General features: G+C 69.4%; 12 protein-coding genes. 2 read left to right on the top strand and 10 right to left on the bottom strand.

The features are described 5' to 3' along the window. Positions 1 to 50 precede the first annotated feature (50 nt). Genes ACQPZW_RS18740 through ACQPZW_RS18720 form a run of 5 tightly spaced genes read right to left on the bottom strand, consistent with a single transcriptional unit; the run spans position 51 to position 5,626 of the window. Positions 51 to 575, bottom strand: coding sequence for an ester cyclase (locus tag ACQPZW_RS18740; RefSeq protein ID WP_433796187.1), 525 nt, complete (start codon positions 573 to 575; stop codon positions 51 to 53). 9 nt (positions 576 to 584) lie between these two features. Continuing rightward, positions 585 to 2,096, bottom strand: coding sequence for an FAD-binding protein (locus tag ACQPZW_RS18735; protein ID WP_433796186.1), 1,512 nt, complete (start codon positions 2,094 to 2,096; stop codon positions 585 to 587). A 47-nt stretch (positions 2,097 to 2,143) separates the two neighbouring features. Beyond that, the gene (locus tag ACQPZW_RS18730) at positions 2,144 to 3,676 is read right to left on the bottom strand and encodes an aspartate aminotransferase family protein (protein WP_433796185.1); all 1,533 of its coding nucleotides are present in this window, start codon (positions 3,674 to 3,676) and stop codon (positions 2,144 to 2,146) included. Continuing rightward, entirely contained in the window at positions 3,673 to 4,533 is an 861-nt protein-coding gene (locus ACQPZW_RS18725; RefSeq protein WP_433796184.1) for an alpha/beta fold hydrolase, read from the bottom strand. The genes ACQPZW_RS18730 and ACQPZW_RS18725 overlap by 4 nt, the downstream gene beginning before the upstream one ends. 7 nt (positions 4,534 to 4,540) lie before the next feature. Then, positions 4,541 to 5,626, bottom strand: a complete 1,086-nt coding sequence (locus ACQPZW_RS18720) for an NAD(P)/FAD-dependent oxidoreductase (protein WP_433796183.1) — start codon at positions 5,624 to 5,626, stop codon at positions 4,541 to 4,543. Between the two features lie 68 nt (positions 5,627 to 5,694). Here ACQPZW_RS18720 and ACQPZW_RS18715 point away from each other — a divergent pair, with 68 nt between their 5' ends. Then, positions 5,695 to 6,012: a hypothetical protein gene (locus tag ACQPZW_RS18715; RefSeq protein WP_433796182.1), complete on the top strand. Its 318-nt coding sequence runs from the start codon at positions 5,695 to 5,697 to the stop codon at positions 6,010 to 6,012. Here the strand turns inward: ACQPZW_RS18715 and ACQPZW_RS18710 are convergent. Together ACQPZW_RS18710 and ACQPZW_RS18705 are read right to left on the bottom strand one after the other, a co-directional pair. Then, on the bottom strand, positions 5,956 to 7,917 hold the full coding sequence (locus ACQPZW_RS18710; protein WP_433796181.1) for a BTAD domain-containing putative transcriptional regulator: 1,962 nt from the start codon (positions 7,915 to 7,917) through the stop codon (positions 5,956 to 5,958). The genes ACQPZW_RS18715 and ACQPZW_RS18710 overlap by 57 nt on opposite strands. 1,298 nt (positions 7,918 to 9,215) lie before the next feature. After that, positions 9,216 to 10,802 carry an APC family permease gene (locus ACQPZW_RS18705; RefSeq protein ID WP_433796180.1) on the bottom strand — a complete coding sequence of 529 codons (1,587 nt, stop codon included), beginning with the start codon at positions 10,800 to 10,802 and terminating at the stop codon, positions 9,216 to 9,218. Positions 10,803 to 10,882: 80 nt separating this feature from the next. Here ACQPZW_RS18705 and ACQPZW_RS18700 point away from each other — a divergent pair, with 80 nt between their 5' ends. Next, complete coding sequence (locus ACQPZW_RS18700) at positions 10,883 to 11,344, top strand: Lrp/AsnC family transcriptional regulator (RefSeq protein ID WP_433796179.1); 462 nt, start codon at positions 10,883 to 10,885, stop codon at positions 11,342 to 11,344. Positions 11,345 to 11,426: 82 nt separating this feature from the next. Here the strand turns inward: ACQPZW_RS18700 and ACQPZW_RS18695 are convergent, their stop codons facing one another. From ACQPZW_RS18695 to ACQPZW_RS18685, 3 genes are all read right to left on the bottom strand, one after another. Beyond that, positions 11,427 to 12,215 carry a rod shape-determining protein gene (locus tag ACQPZW_RS18695; protein ID WP_433796178.1) on the bottom strand — a complete coding sequence of 263 codons (789 nt, stop codon included), beginning with the start codon at positions 12,213 to 12,215 and terminating at the stop codon, positions 11,427 to 11,429. Positions 12,216 to 12,327: 112 nt separating this feature from the next. Further along, positions 12,328 to 12,666: a hypothetical protein gene (locus ACQPZW_RS18690; protein WP_433796177.1), complete on the bottom strand. Its 339-nt coding sequence runs from the start codon at positions 12,664 to 12,666 to the stop codon at positions 12,328 to 12,330. Positions 12,667 to 12,880: 214 nt separating this feature from the next. Next, complete coding sequence (locus tag ACQPZW_RS18685) at positions 12,881 to 14,839, bottom strand: sensor histidine kinase (RefSeq protein ID WP_433796176.1); 1,959 nt, start codon at positions 14,837 to 14,839, stop codon at positions 12,881 to 12,883. Between the last annotated feature and the right edge of the window lie 96 nt (positions 14,840 to 14,935).

Below are 14,935 nucleotides of genomic sequence, written 5' to 3'. Positions count from 1 at the left end.
GCCGATGACCGGGCCGCGGATCCAGCCCGGTCATCACGCCACGCCGGCTGCTACCCGCCGGCCAGGCCCAGCTGCGTGCCCATCTCCAGGTTGTCGTAGCGGATCAGCCACGTGGAGATCCTGCCGCCGGTGAACCGGTAGATGTCGAACCCCTCGAGGTCGAATCCCTTACCGGTGGCCTTGACCACCGGGCCCGGGTTCTCCGGCGGCCAGCCCGAGATGTCACCGGTGAGCGTGGCGGTGCCACGCCAGCGCAGCGCCAGGCTGTCACCGTCCAGCGCGATGTACGGCGCGCCGATCTCGGTGAACCGCATGTCCGGGAACGCCTTGTAGGTGATCTCGGCGAACCGGCGGAACTCGTCCTTGCCACGGGTGAAGCGGCCCTGCATGGCCGGGTCCTCGACGTAGATGTCGTCGGTGACGAACTCGAGCTGCGCATCGATGTCCTGCGCGTTGACCGCCGCGAACCAGCGGGTCAGGAATCCGTCGAGATCAGCCGGCAGGGACCCGCCGAGCTGGGCGCGCACCTTGCTGTAGGTGTCGCCGAGGTAGTCGATGTGCTCTACGGTCGACATGTCGCTCCTTCAGGAATGGGATGGCCGTACGGCGAGCGCGTGCGTGAACGCGTCACGCGGGTCCCACTTCGCCTTGATCTGCTGCAGCCGCGGATACGCGCTGCCGAAGTACAGGTCGTGCCAGGCGGTGCCCGACGTGTTCAGCGTCTCGTCGACCAGGTCGGCGTCGATGTAGTTGATGACCGCGCCGTCGGAGGAGCCCCGCAGGTCCGGCACTCCCCCGGTCACGGCGTAGACGTCGGCGTACCAGCGACGCAGCCACGCCAGGTGCGCGTCGTCACCGGCCTCGTCGGCCCACATCGTCAGATAGAGCAGCCGCATGATCGAGTCACGCTGCGGGGTGGCCGTCGCCGTCGCGTCGACCACGTTGACCGCGCCGCCGTACCCGCCGATCTCGACCATGGTCGCCGGGTTGTCGAAGTCCGGGTCGGACAGGTGCTGGTGGATCGCCCGCAACTGCTCGTCGGTGAAGGCCGTGCGCTGGTACGCCGACTTCGCCTTGAACCGGCCCTTGCCCTCCCAGCCGTCGCCGCCGAGACCGCGCCAGGCGGTCACGTGCTCGATCCAGCCGACCGTCGAGCGCTCCTCCCGGTACTTCACGCCGGTGCCCTCGTTGACCGCGGCCAGGAACTCGTCGAGCCGCCGCTGGGCGCCCGGCGTCGCCGCGTCGAGCTCCGTCGACATCAGGAACTCCCCCGCCGACACGTGCCGTGGCTTGAGCGCGGCGAAGATGTTGACCGACGGCGACGCGGGGGTGCTGTTGACCGCGTGCCAGGTGCTGAAGTTCTTCAGCAGCCGGGTGAATCCCTCCTCGGTCAGCTCGTCCCACGACCAGGCGACCTCGGAGACGATCAGTTCCCGCGGCGCGGCGGGCAACTGCGCGGCCGGGTCGTCGCCCCGGGCGTTCGGCGACCGCAGCCAGAACTTCGTCACCAGCCCGAACGTTCCGCCGCCACCACCGGTGTGTGCCCACCAGAGGTCGTGGTTCTCGTCGTCGGCGTCCCGGCCGGCGACGACCTTGCGGGCGCGGCCGTCGCCGTCGACGACGACCACCTCGACCGCCTCCAGATAGTCGACGAGCTGGCCGAGCTGCCGGGCCAGCGGCCCGTAACCGGCGCTGGTCATCTGACCGGCCAGCGCCACCGGCGGGCCGGCGCCGGCGGGCACCGTCACCTGCCAGCCGTCGTACAGCTTCTGGTACAGCTCCACGGTCGACACACCCGATCCGACCGCGAACGCGGACCGTTGCGGGTCGAACTCGACCGACGTGAGCTGCGACGTGCTGATGACCGCCCGGATCCTCCGGTTGGTGAGCAGATCCTCGTAGCCCGCGCCGCTGCTGTGGATCGCGAACCGATCCCCGTTGTCGATCACGTGCTGGACCGCGTCGACGGCCTCGTCCGCGGTGACCGGCAGCAGGATGTAATCAGGCGTGCCGACCCATCTGCCGTTGAAACTCGCGGTCAGTGCTGCGTAGCGTTCGTCGCCGGGCTTGACGACCGTGACGTGGGAACTGTGCATGCAATCCTCGCCTGTGATGGTGGTGTCGAACGTGCCGCTCGTGGGCTTCAGGCGACCGGCGCCAGCCGCTGCCCGTCGGTGTCGCGGATCTGCTCGCACAGATCGCGCAGCGCCCCGGCGAGCTTCGCGATGTCGGCGCTGCCGATGTTCACCGACGGCTCGAAACGCAGCGTGTAGACCGCGCTCGACGTCGGGAACGTACGGATGCCGTGCTCGCGGAGCAGGAAGCCGGACATGTAGTAGCCGAAGAACCCGGAGCCGTGCAGCTCCCGCAGGATGGCGAAGCCCGCCTCGCCCTGCTCGTGGAACTCCAGCCCGATCATCAGGCCGCGCCCACGCACGTCCTTGACGACCTCCGGGAACTCCTTCATCAGGTCCTGCAGGACGTTGCTCAGCTCCGTCCCGCGCGACTCGGCGGTGCGGTAGACCTCGCCGTCGCCCGCCTCCATCAGGTCCAGCACCCGGGCCGCGATCAGGCACGAGAAGCTGTCCTTGGCGAACGTCGAGCTGTGCATCATCTCGAAGTCACGCAGGTAACGCGAAGCGCGTACCAGCATCACCGCCGCCTTCGCGACGCCGCCACCCAGGCTCTTGGCCAGGGCGTAGTAGTCGCCCCGCAGCCCGAGACGAGTGCTGGCCAGGAACGAGCCGGTCCGGCCCATCCCGCTCTGGATCTCGTCGACGACGACCGGGATCTCCAGCTCGGCCGCCACCCGCTGAACATCGCGGACGAACGCCTCGGGGATCTCGTGGATACCGCCCTCGCCCTGGATCGGCTCCAGCACCACGGCGCAGAACACCGGGAACGGCCGCTGCACGACCGTGACCCGCCCGCCCTCGATCACCAGGTCGTGCAGCCAGCCGCGCTCGGCCTCCACCACGGCGTCGACCGCGCCGGGCTCGTCGACCGGCACGAACCGGGCCTGCGCGGCGAGCGCCGAGAACACCGCCCGGTAGATCGGGTTGTAGGTGAGCTGCGTGCTGCCGGCGAGCTTGCCGTGGAACGACCCGACCGGCGCCAGGAACAACGGCGTACGGCCGGCCAGCGCCTCGTTGTGCGCGGTCACGTCCGCGATCAGCGCGTTCGCCTCGGGCGCGGCGACCGTGCCGTCGGCCACCGCCGCCCGGACCGCCTCGATGTGCGCGTCGATCTCGGCCCGCAGCCCCGCGATCCGCACGAAGCGCTCGAACTCCGCGTGCTTCATCGCGGCCTCGATCGCCTCGGCGCCGCTGTTGGCGAAGATCGCGAAGTACGACTCGTCCGAGCCGGTCTCCCGCTTGATGATCCGGTTCAGCCGGGCCGCGACCTCGTTGGCGTACGGGTGACGGGAGAACTGCGCGTGGATCGGCGTCGCGCCGGCGAGCAGCTCCCGCGCGTACCCGATGATCTCCGGGTTGCTGTGCCCGAGCATCGTCGACCCGTAGCCCCCGACGAAGTCCAGCACCGGGACCTCCTCGTCGCCCCGTCGGTAGTAGAGCGTGTCGCCCTCACCCCGGACGTACTCGACGTCGAGACCGGCCGTGGCCAGCACGCCGAGCAGGTACGGCTCGGCCAGTTCCTCGGTGACGACCGCGGTCATAGCGCATCTCCCTGCTCCGCGGCGAGCCGCACGATCTCCCCGGCGACCTCACGCGGCGCCTGCTGGGGCTGCCAGTGCGACGTCTCGGTCAGCGTGATCAGGCGGTACGGCCCGGTCACGTACTCCGCGGTCTTCTCCACCGAGAGCTTGCTGACCGCGGTGTCCGACGGGCTCCAGACGAATGTGGTCGGCACCGACACCGTGCCGAACTCGAACGGCTCACCGAGCAGGTTGTTCGCCCGGTACCAGTGCAGCGCCGCGTTCAGCACGCCCGGCTGCGAGTGCTTGTGGACGTACCGCTCGACCTGCTCACGGGTGAGCACGCCCTCGCCGGCCTGCGCGAACCAGGCCCACAGCTGCGCCGCGTCGTCGGCCAGGAACACGTCGGCCGAGCCGTCGGCCATCAGCATCTCGACGTACTGCGAGCCGTGCTTCTGCTCCTCGTCGACCTGGAAGGCATGCTGGTAGGCGTCCAGGTGCGGGATCGCCAGCGCGACCAGGCTGCGCACCCGGTCCTTGTGCCGGGCGGCCAGATACCACGCGACGGCGGCACCCCAGTCGTGCCCGACCACGTGCGCGGACTCGATGCCGAGCTCGTCGAGGATGCCGAGGGCGTCGGCGGCGAGCAGCGGCAGCGCATAGTCGGCCACGTTCGCCGGCCGCGCGCCGTCGGAGTATCCACGCTGGTCGGGGGCGATCGTGCGCAGTCCGGCGTCGTTCAGGACCGGCGCGACGTCCGACCACGACTGGCGGCTGTGCGGGAAACCGTGCAGGAGCAGGACGGGCGCGCCGTCCGCCGGGCCGTCGACGTCCACGTCGAACGTGAGGCCGCCGAGCGGGATTCGCTGAAGAGTCATCGCCGCCTCAGCCCTGGAAGATCTTCGCTTCGAGGTGCGGCTCGTGCAGCACCGTGTAGTGGTCGGCCAGACCGATCACCCGCTGGAAGGCACGGGAGACCTCGGCGTCGCGGGCGGCGGCGTCCTGGACCTTCGAGATGAACTCGTGCGTCTCGACGATCTCCGGGGTCCGCTCCCCCTCCACGCCGGGGAAGTTGAGGTCCGAGCTGACCGCCATGTCCCAGCACCCGTCGATCGCGTCCGTCGACAGGTCCTTGAAGTAGGCGATCGGGTCGACCGGGCCACCGCCGGCGACGTGCTTGCGCAGCACGATCGAGTCCAGCGCGGACACCGTCATACCCTGGGCGTAGCTGGGGTTGAAGCTCGCCACCGCGTCACCGATGACCAGGAACCCGGTGGGGAAGTCGGTCATCAGCTCGTAATGCCGGCGCTGGTTGGTGGGGAACTTGTAGGCCACCGGGTCGTTGAGCGGCTCGGCGGTCTGCAGGATCTCGTAGATGTCCGGGGCCGCCAGCGACTTGATGAAGTCCAGGTAACCGGCCGGGTCGGTGGGCGGGTGGTCGCCGAGGATGCCGTAAGCCGTCACGATGGCCCGTCCACCGTCGATCTTCTGGCAGATGCAACCACGCGGCACGGCCGGGGAGGCGACGGTGTTGACCGAGATGTTGCCCTCGAACGCCTCCTCCGGGATCCGGTAGTAGCGGGTGGCGTACCCCATGCCGATCTTGTGCTTCTCCTCCTGCACCCGCCCGTAGCCGAGGTCCTCGAGCCACACCGGAGCACGCGACCCGCGGCCCGAGGCGTCGACGACCAGGTCGGCCGGCAGCAGCGTCTCGTGCCGGCCCTCCGGGAACACCCAGACGCCACCGACGTGCTTGCCGTCCTCGCTGACCTCCAGCCGGCTGATGTCGGTCAGCTCGGACAGCTCGACGTTGGGCAGCGCCAGGACACGGTCACGGATGTGCGACTCGAAGAACGGCCGCGACGCGGTCAGGCAGACCAGCCCGGACTCGGTCTGCACCAGCCGCTTCCCGTTGATGATCCATCGCACGTCATTGGACGCGTCACCGACCGCGGAGCCGTCCGCGACCATCTGATCGGTGATGCCGGGGAAGTGCTCCTCGGTGATCTGCTGGCCCGGGAGAGCAGACCGTGCAGGTGGTGTCCCTGCGGCAGACCGCGCCGCAGCAGATTCGGACCGGTCAGGTGATCGCGGTCGACGAGGGTGACCTTGTCGAATTGATCGGCCAGTACGCGGGTCGCGAACAATCCCGCAATTCCTCCGCCAAGCACGACAGCGCTTGTTGGTTTACCGCTGCTCATTTTCTCTCCTCAGCGCGCAGTTTCTGCTCGTCGCAGATTCCGCGACGCTTCGGCCGGATGCCGCGGTTCTGCCAGACGAACGTAACGACAGCCGTAGAATCAGCCGGTCATCGCCCGGAAACTGCGGCGGGCAAGCGCCGGGTCATTGCCGGGTAATTTGCCCTGAAGCAACTCCAGCAGCTGACCCAGTGCGGCGTCCGACAGCGGGTCCAGCGTCATCGTGGTGGAGTGCGGGCTGCCGCCGCTCCAGTCCGGCCGCCGTTGCAGAAGCTCGGGGCGGGCCGCTCCGATCACGAGCAGCGGGACGTTGCCGGAGAAGCCGGCCAGCGCCTCGACGAAGTCGAGAAGGGGATCCGGCAGCCGGTGCAGGTCGTCGACGACCATGATCAGCGGCCGCTCGAGCGGGGTGTCGGCGAGGAACTCCTTCCACAGCCGCTGCATCCGCCCGGCCTCGTCCGGCTCCGGTCCCGGCTCGTCGAACAGCTCCCGCAGCCGGGCCGACACCTCCTCCCGCCGCGACGCGGACCCCGACGGGCCCTGCACCACGAGCCCGCCGGCCGGATCACGGCTCACCAGGTACTCCACGATCTGGGGCTGGCTCGCGATCCGGCGCTCGAACTCCATCAGGAACCGCGACTTCCCGATCCGCGGCTCCCCGAGGACGGTGACCAGATGCGGCCGGCGCCGATAGCCCGTCCGGTCCAGCAGGCCGTTCAGCACCGCCAGTTCACTCTCCCGGTCCACCAGCGGCACCGCATGGCTGGACAGCAGGTCCTCGGTCATGCCGTTGACCAGCCAGCCGGCCGACTCGTCGGAGAGCCGGCGGAAGGTGAACCTCGACTCCGACTCCCGGCGGGTGTCGGGACAGACGAGCAGCTCACCCCCGGCCGCCGCGGTCAGCAGGTCCTGGCACTTGTCCACCGCCGAGCCGCGGACCGTCAGCCAGCCGTTGGTCGCCGGGTCGCTACGCACCGAGGCCTTCCCCGTCGCCACCGCGATCTGGGTCATCCGCTTCCCCGCGTCGAGCTGCCGCTGGATCTCCAGCCCGGCCCGAACCGCACGGGTCGGCCCGTCGCCGGCCTCGCCCACCTCGAAGACCGCCATCGACATCGACCCGAACGAGATCGTCGGCACCCCGTCGAAGGAGCGCACCGTCTTGTGGATCAGCCCACTGGTCTCGTCCAGGAGCGCGTCGGCCTGCTCGGACGGAGATCCGGCATCCGTCTGCCCGCGCACCAGCAGCACGCTCACCGTGTTGCGCACCGGGCCCGGCTGGACCGGAGGTCGAGGCGGGGGTGGCTCCCCGGCGGCGACCGGCGCGCCGGCCAGCTCCGGGTCGTGATTGAGGATCGCCTGCTGCAGCAGCCGGACGTCGCGGCCCGGGTCCAGACCGAGCTCATCCACCAGGGCGGTACGCATCCGGGCGTACACCTCGAGCGCCTCGACGTGCCGGCCGTTGCGGTACAGCGCGAGCATCAGCTGCCGGCATGCCCGTTCCCGCAGCGGATGGCACTCCACCATGGTCTCGAGCTCACGCAGGATCTCGTCCTGACGGCCACACGCCATGGCGGCCTCGAAATAGTCCTCCATGACGTCCAGCCGGGCGTTCTCCACGGTGGTCAGCTCGGGCCAGGAGATCCCGATCTCCACCAGGTCGCCGAGCACCGGCCCGCGCCACATGTCCAGCGCCTGACGCAGCGCCGCCGCCGCGCGATCCGGACGGCCCTGGCCCAGATCGGCGCGACCTTCGGTGACCAGCCGGTAGAAGACGAACAGATCGATCTCCTCCGGGTCGACCATGAGCTGGTAGCCGGGCGGCTGGGTGATCAGCGCCGTCTCCCCCGCGGTCCGGTCGCTGCGCGCGAGCGCGTTGCGCAGACCGCAGACCGCGTTCTGGAGGATCTTGCGCGCCGACGCCGGCGCATCATCGTTGGGCCACAGGGCATCGAGCAGCTTGCTCGTGGCCACCACCTTGTTGGCGCAGAGCAGGAGCAGGCCGAGCGCCGCGCGCTGCTTGGTGCCGCCCAGCGGAACGACCCGGTCCCCATCCCGGACTTCCAACGGCCCCAACATACGGAATCGCATCAATTTCCCCCCGAACGATCGATCCGACCTGCGCTGCATAGGCCGTTCGGCCCAGCAGCATGCGGCGATCTATTGAGTTGTCGAGTGGATTCCGGTCACCATTGCTCGGGCGGCTCGAACCACCCGGGCGACCTGATCCGCCCCTGGGAAGCAGCCGTTGTTCCCCTGACGTCGCCTCACAGATCACGCGGCTACGCGCCCTGATACACCGGGCGCCGCAGTGATCACGCACATGGGGAACAACGGATCTTCGCCAAAATGGAATGCGTCCAGTTAAACGGCGGAATCGACTCGGACTCGACTCTCCGAACTGGACGGCACAATATCTATCAGAGCGGTTCGGTATGAGCAACGGCGCTCACTATGAAAGAGAACACAGCTCCGGAGTGGTGAAAATGGACAAATACCCTCTTCAGTAATCGTTTGTCGTCTATTCGTCGTCACTCGCGCCTTTACCTACCACACCATGACCGATATCCGAGTACGGATCTACGACAGTCGACCCGCAATGCCAGAGCCGTGTATACCAGCACCCGACAACCCTCCGGGCCGGCGTACACATGAATGCAATACGGCAATCATCACGTCACATTCCCGACGGGAATGAAACGATCTGACGGACGCATGCGGCGCTGGTCATAGGCATGGCAGGCCGAGGCGCCCGGCGAACACCGGCGTCGGTCCTACCCCTGCGAAAGCGTGCCGGTCTCAATGCCGTCCACCGACGTCTGGAACGACGTCAGTGACACGGCCGGCCCACAGCACAGCAGTAGCCTGGCAATTGGTACATGGGCGGCACTTCATCCCGTGCCAACATCATTCCCCCCAGGAACAAAGTGGCACCGCACGCCCACGGGAGCGATGCCGCAGCAAGCATATCGCCCGATGTGGATGTTGAGAAGGCGGTGTCGATAAGTTAACCGTCTGTTCGAGAGTGTCAACGAAATGGCGGCGCTGCTTTTCCGGTGGTGTCGGATAACGATTACCGCCGTCGTGTGTGCCTGAGGAAGCCGAGGCCCTGGTGAGAGAGCGGTTACCGGTCCGGCCGCATCGGCGGACCAGGCGGTCACTGACCGAAGCACGCTGGCTCCGGTCCGAAAGTTGTATCAACAACCATGCGTACGGTCACTGACCGAAGCGCGCCGACTCCGGTCCGAAAGTTGTATCAACAACCATGCGTACGGTCACTGACCGAAGCACGCCGACTCCGGTCCGAAAGTTGTATCAACAACCATGCGTACCCACGCTCGGTCCGGAGCGGGGGTACGCATGGTTCAGACCGATGCTTGAGTGCCGACGGAGGGCGCCTCGGCCGGCGGATCAGGCGGGACGGCCACCACCGACGACACACCACCCGCATGACCGGCGGACACGGCCCCCACGACATCGCCTGGCCCAGCGCCCCGAGCGGCCTCCGCGGCAGCTGCGGCATGGGCGGTTCCGGCGGCATGGGAGGCCGACGCCGCTCGGGTAGCCCCCGCAGCTCGGATGGCCCGCGCCGCTCGGATGAGCCGCGCCGCTCGGATGAGCCGCGCGGCATGACCTCCGGTGGCCCGCGCGGCATAAACCGCCCGCGTCGCACGAACCGCCCGCGTCGCACGAACCGCCCGCGTCGCACGAACCGCCCGCGCCGCACGAACCGCCCGCGCCGCACGAACCGCCCGCGCCGCACGAACCGCCCGCGCGGCGAACCCGGCGAGCGCGATGCCGGCCGGAACGATCAGATAGATCCCGCTGAGCACCAGCGTCGCCGAGGTCAGGACGCTGCCGGTGACCGCGACCGCACGTATCCATCCGCCGGGCAGCAGTCGGACGGCGGCGAGGGTGCCGACGAACATGACCGCGGCCAGGCACGCCGACGTGGCGCGCAGCAGCGGGTCCAGCCCGATCGGCAGCGCGATCGTCGCCGCACCGAGCACCGCGATCGCCAGGCCCAGCACGATCAGACTGCGGTGGGGCGCCGCGATCCGGTGCGGCAGCAGACGTTGCCCGGCCAGCGCCACCCCGAGCCGCGACGCCCCGGCGATGTAGGTGTTGACCGCCCCGAACGTCAGCACGAGGGCCGCGATCCCGGTCACCGGCTCGGCGGCCGTACCGATGCTCGTGGCCATCATGGTGGTCAGCGGCACCGGCGACGCCCCCGCGCCGGAGCCGACGACCGTGATCGCCACGCTCACGTAGATGACGGTCACGGTGACCAGGGTCAGCGTGGTGGCCGTCAGCAGCCGCCGTCCCTCGAACTCCGCCGACAGGTGGCTCGCCGCCTCCCACCCGACGAACGCGAAGATCAGCACACCGATCGCGCTGCCCACCCCGGCGATGCCGTGCGGGAGGAACGGCTCGAATCGCTCGGCCCGCACCGCCGGCAGGCTCGACACGATTGCCGCGGTCAACACCGCGATCAGAAGAGCGACCATCACCACCTGGGTACGGCCACTGGCCCGCAATCCGGCCGCGTTGGTGAGCAGGGCCGCCGTCAGCAGACCGAACGCGATCAGCACGGCGGCCCGGCCGTCCCAGCCGAACGCGTCCGCCGCGTACACCCCGCCGGCCAGGCCGCCCGCGAGCGTGCCGACCGGAACAGCGACGAAGAACCACCAGCCGACCGCCGCATACGCCCACCGTCCCAGCGCCGCCCCGGCGAAGTGCGCCACCCCGCCGCCGTCCGGATGACGCAGCCCGAGCAGGGCGAACGTGAACGCCACCGGGACGCTGACGACCAGCAGCGCCGCCCACGCCAGCACCGACGCCGGTCCGGCCGTCTCCGCCGCCAGGTGCGGCAGCACCAGCATGCCCGGCCCGAGCACGCCGCCGAGAACGGTCGCCGTGCCCTGCCACACCCCTAAACGATGCCTTGTCATGCGTACGAAGCTAGGCATCTGTTCGGTGTGGTCAGCTTGCCGCCGAACGTTTGACCGGAATCGAGCGCGACAATGGGTGGATGGACGAACTAGACGCGCGAATCATCGGCCTGATTCAGTCAGATGCACGGCTGTCGAACCGTGAGCTCGCCCGGCGGCTCGGCATCGCCCCGTCGACCTGCCTCGAACGGGTCCGGGCGCTCACCCGGCAGGGGGTGATCCGTGGCTACCACGCCGACATCGACCCGGTCGCGCTCAACCGCGGCGTCCAGGCGATGGTGTCCGTGCAGGTGCGACCGTTGAGCCGGGCCGTCATCGACACGTTCAAGGCGTCGGCCGCGAAGATGCCGGAGGTCCTGCACGTGTTCGTGCTCGCCGGCGGTGACGACTTCCTGCTGCACATCGGCGTTCCCGACCTCGACGCGCTGCACGCGTTCCTGCTCGACCGGCTCAGCAAACGTCGCGAGGTGACCGGCTTCCGTACCTCCGTGATCTTCCAGCAGGTCAGCAACCCGGCGCCGGGCCTGTTGCCCGCACCGTGAGCCGCCGGCCGGTCGCGCTCGGTCCTGACGGCGAGTGAGTCCACCGACGGCCGGTCACACTCGCGGCGCCGGGTCCGAGGGATCAGTTCAGGCCGGGGTGGCGCAGGGCCGACGCGGCGGCCAGACCGGCGCCGTTGAGGGCGGTGGCGCGCGGGCCGACGGCGAGGTGCACCCGCATCCCCAGGCCGGTGGCCAGCTCGGTCGACAGGCGGGGATGGGCGGCTCCGTCACCGACGAGCAGCAGGCCGCGGGCCGTGGCCTGCTGGAACACGGTGCCCGGGCAGCTCGCCCGCAACTCCCCGAGGTGCCCGGCGACGATGTCGGCGAGCGCGCTCGTGGTGGTTCCACCGTCCAGGTCACGGGTGCCCACGTCGGTGCGGCGGGCTTCGGTCACGTGCCCGTCCTCGAGCAGGGCGACCTCGGTGAGCTCGGCGCCGACATCGGCGATCAGGAGACTGCCGGCCGTCGCGCCCGCACCGATCGCGGCGGCACGGACGGTGTCGATGAACAGCGTCCGGCGCGGCGCGAATGCGGTGTCGAGAACCTGCCGCAGCAGGGCCAGATCAGCGTCGGTGGACAGCACCGGCCGGCAGGCCACCACCAGGTCGGGAGCGTGCATCGGCTGCGGATACTGCCGGATGAGCTCCTCCAGCCGGGTGACGCAGCCCTCGACATCGGTGACCCGGCCACGACGCATCAGGGTGCGGCCGCCGACGGTGTCGTCGTTGGGGCCGTTCACGATGCCGTGATGGCTGGCCCAGACCCCGGTCGTGCTGCTGCCGAGGTCCACCGCGACGGCTCTCGGTGCCGCCGGACGGCGGTCGCGGCGCGGGTGACGGACGTCGGCGGGGTATTCGATGGGTGCTATCACAGCGATGCCTTCCTGGCGGGAGCGTTCTGACGACTGGTGGGAGCGTCCTGACGACTGGTGTCCTGACGACTGGTGGGAGCGTTCTGACGACGTGGGCGAAGACGCCGTGGCGTCATCGGACGCCGGACGTCCGGCGGGTGTCGTCGGCACGATCCGGCTCGCCGCGGGCCGCGGGAACCCGGAACGGATGAATCAGCCGGTGCATGGACACCGGGCCGCTGTCGTGCTCGTGGCGCGTGGCCCGCTCGCCTTCCACGGCCGGCGGAGCGAGGAAACGAACCATGCTGATCACGGGTGGGGACGAGATCACCGCCGAATTCACGGGCTGATCATCGGCGACTCCACTCGTCACCATCGCGGAGAAATGAGCGGACACGTCGGCGCCGCCATCCTGACCGATTGTTTGCAAATCCTGGTGATCATTGAACCACTGCAGGGTTTCGGTAGCCATTCATTAACTCCTTGCTGCGCTGCTCGGGGCGCCCATGTGGCCCTTGACCAGCATGTTTATGATCCACACCGATCCCCGGCACAGAAAAATAAAAAGCCCGGCGGGCTCAGGTAACCCCACCAGGCGTCGGAACGTCCACGGAAATCAAAACTGCAACTCGGCAACCGTAGCACAGGTTCCAAATGGCGCCGAACGGTTTAAATACCGGCGGTTGTCAACGCTCGCCACCGTCGATTTCTGAGCGGCCGCGTCGTGTCGTCTCCAACGTCAACTCGAAGACACTGCCCCGGGGGTGGTTGTCGCGGTGCGAGACGGCGCCGTGATTGGCCTGGGCCAGGCTCGCGACGATGTGCAGGCCCAGGCCGTGACCTTTGGCGCCGCCGGTCTCGTGGGCCCGCGTGTAGCGGTCGAACAGCCGTGGGCGAAGCGCGGCCGGCACGCCCGGGCCCTCGTCGTGCACGGCCACCGTCGCCGCCCCGTCGCCGTTACGCACGGTGATCGCGGTGGCGCCACCACCGTACTTCGCGGCGTTGGTGATGAAGTTGACGACGATCTGCGTCAGGTGGGCCGGGTTGACCAGCACCCGTACGTGGTCGGGGCAGTCGATCGGCACCTCGGTCTCCACCGCGTCGACTGCCTCGCGCAGGGCCGGGCCGAGCAGCACCGGCTGACGTGCGGCGGTGAGCGTGCCCGAGTCGAGACTGCACATCGCCAGCACGTTGTGCCGCAGCTCGTCGATCCGGTGCGTGGACTTGCGGATCCGGCCGATGAGACCCAGCACGAACTCCGGCAACGGCTCCTCGCTCAGCAGCTCGCTGTAACCGGCGATCGCGGCCAGCGGCGTGCCGATGTCGTGCGACAGCATCCCCATCAGGTCGAGTTTCAGCAGGTTGGCCTGTTCCAGCTGACGGTTGCGCTGCTGCAGCTCGCGTTGCGCCTGCAACCGTCCGGTGATGTCGGCGTTGGTCTCGATGATCTCGGTGCCACCGTCCGGCGCGGGCCGGCGGGCGTGCCGGCTGAGGACGGTGATGGTGTGGCCGTCCGCGTGCCGGTGCGTCAGCTCGCCCTCCCACGTCCCGGTGGTCTCCAGCGCCTCCTCCACCCGGGCGAGGCTCTCCGGGAACTCGGTGCCCAGCAGCCGGTGGATGTCCTGTCCAGCGACGGCGGCGGCGGGCCACCCGTACATCTGCTCGGCGCCGTTGTTCCAGAACCGGATCGTGCCGTCGTCACCGCGCACGATGATCGCCGCGGGTGCGGCGTCGATCAGCTCGGCCTGCCGCTGCAACTGCCGCTGAGCCGACCGGCGGGCGCTGATGTCGTGCAGGAAGGCGTGGTAGACGGGACTGCCGACGTCGGTGACCTGCACGGTGTACTCGACCGGGAGACAGTGGCCGTCCCGGTGGCGCACCGGCATCTCCATCCGGCGCCCGGCCAGCTCGGACCGGCCGCCGGCACGCACCCGGGCGATGTCGGCGTTGTAGTCGGCCCGATACTCCTCCGGGATGATCAGCTCGGTGGCGGGCGCGCCGATCGCCTCGGCCCGCGTCCAGCCGAACAGCACCTCGGCGGAATGGTTCCAGTCCCGCACCCGACCGTCGGCGTCGCTGGACACGTACGCGTCGTGCGAGGCCTCCAGGACCGCGCGCATCGTCGCCGCGGCCCGCTGGGCATCGTCGGCCGCCTTGATCAGGGCGATCTCCGACTCGACCGCGGCCGCCAGATCCTCCAGGGTCTCCAGCTCGGCGGCGGTCCACTTCCGCGGCTGCCCGTCGATGGCACAGAACGCGCCGAGTGTGTGACCGTCCATCCGGATCGGCATCCCCGCGTACGCGATCACACCGATCTCGTCGATGGCCCGGTTGTCGTGCAGCCGCTCGTCGTCGCGGGCGTCGGTGACCACCAGTGGCGCGTCGTCGTCGACGACATACTGGCAGAACGAGTGCGACAGCGGCGTCCGGGCGGCGTCGGCCCACGGTTGCGGCAGGCCCAGCTGACTGGCAAACACCTGCTGCTCGTCGGTGACCAGCGACACCAGCGACGTCGGCACGCCGAGCAGCCGAGACGCCAGCCTGGTCAGCCGGTCCAGTCCCGGCGCCGCCGGAAGCTCCAGCAGGCCGGTCGACACCACGGCCGCCAGCCGGTCCGCCTGCCCTATACGCCGTTTCCCGTCCAACCCCGGCCCTCCCCGAGTCCCGTCTGACTATTCGGCAGCACCCGGCCTGCGACTGAGGTGACAGCCGAATTTCTCCGGCCCGACAATCGACCGGCA

It is taken from the genome of Actinoplanes sp. CA-252034, from assembly GCF_050956125.1.
GTDB lineage: Bacteria > Actinomycetota > Actinomycetes > Mycobacteriales > Micromonosporaceae > Actinoplanes.
The sequence above is the reverse complement of the archived record's forward strand: the minus strand, read 5'-3'. Positions and strand labels throughout refer to the sequence as shown.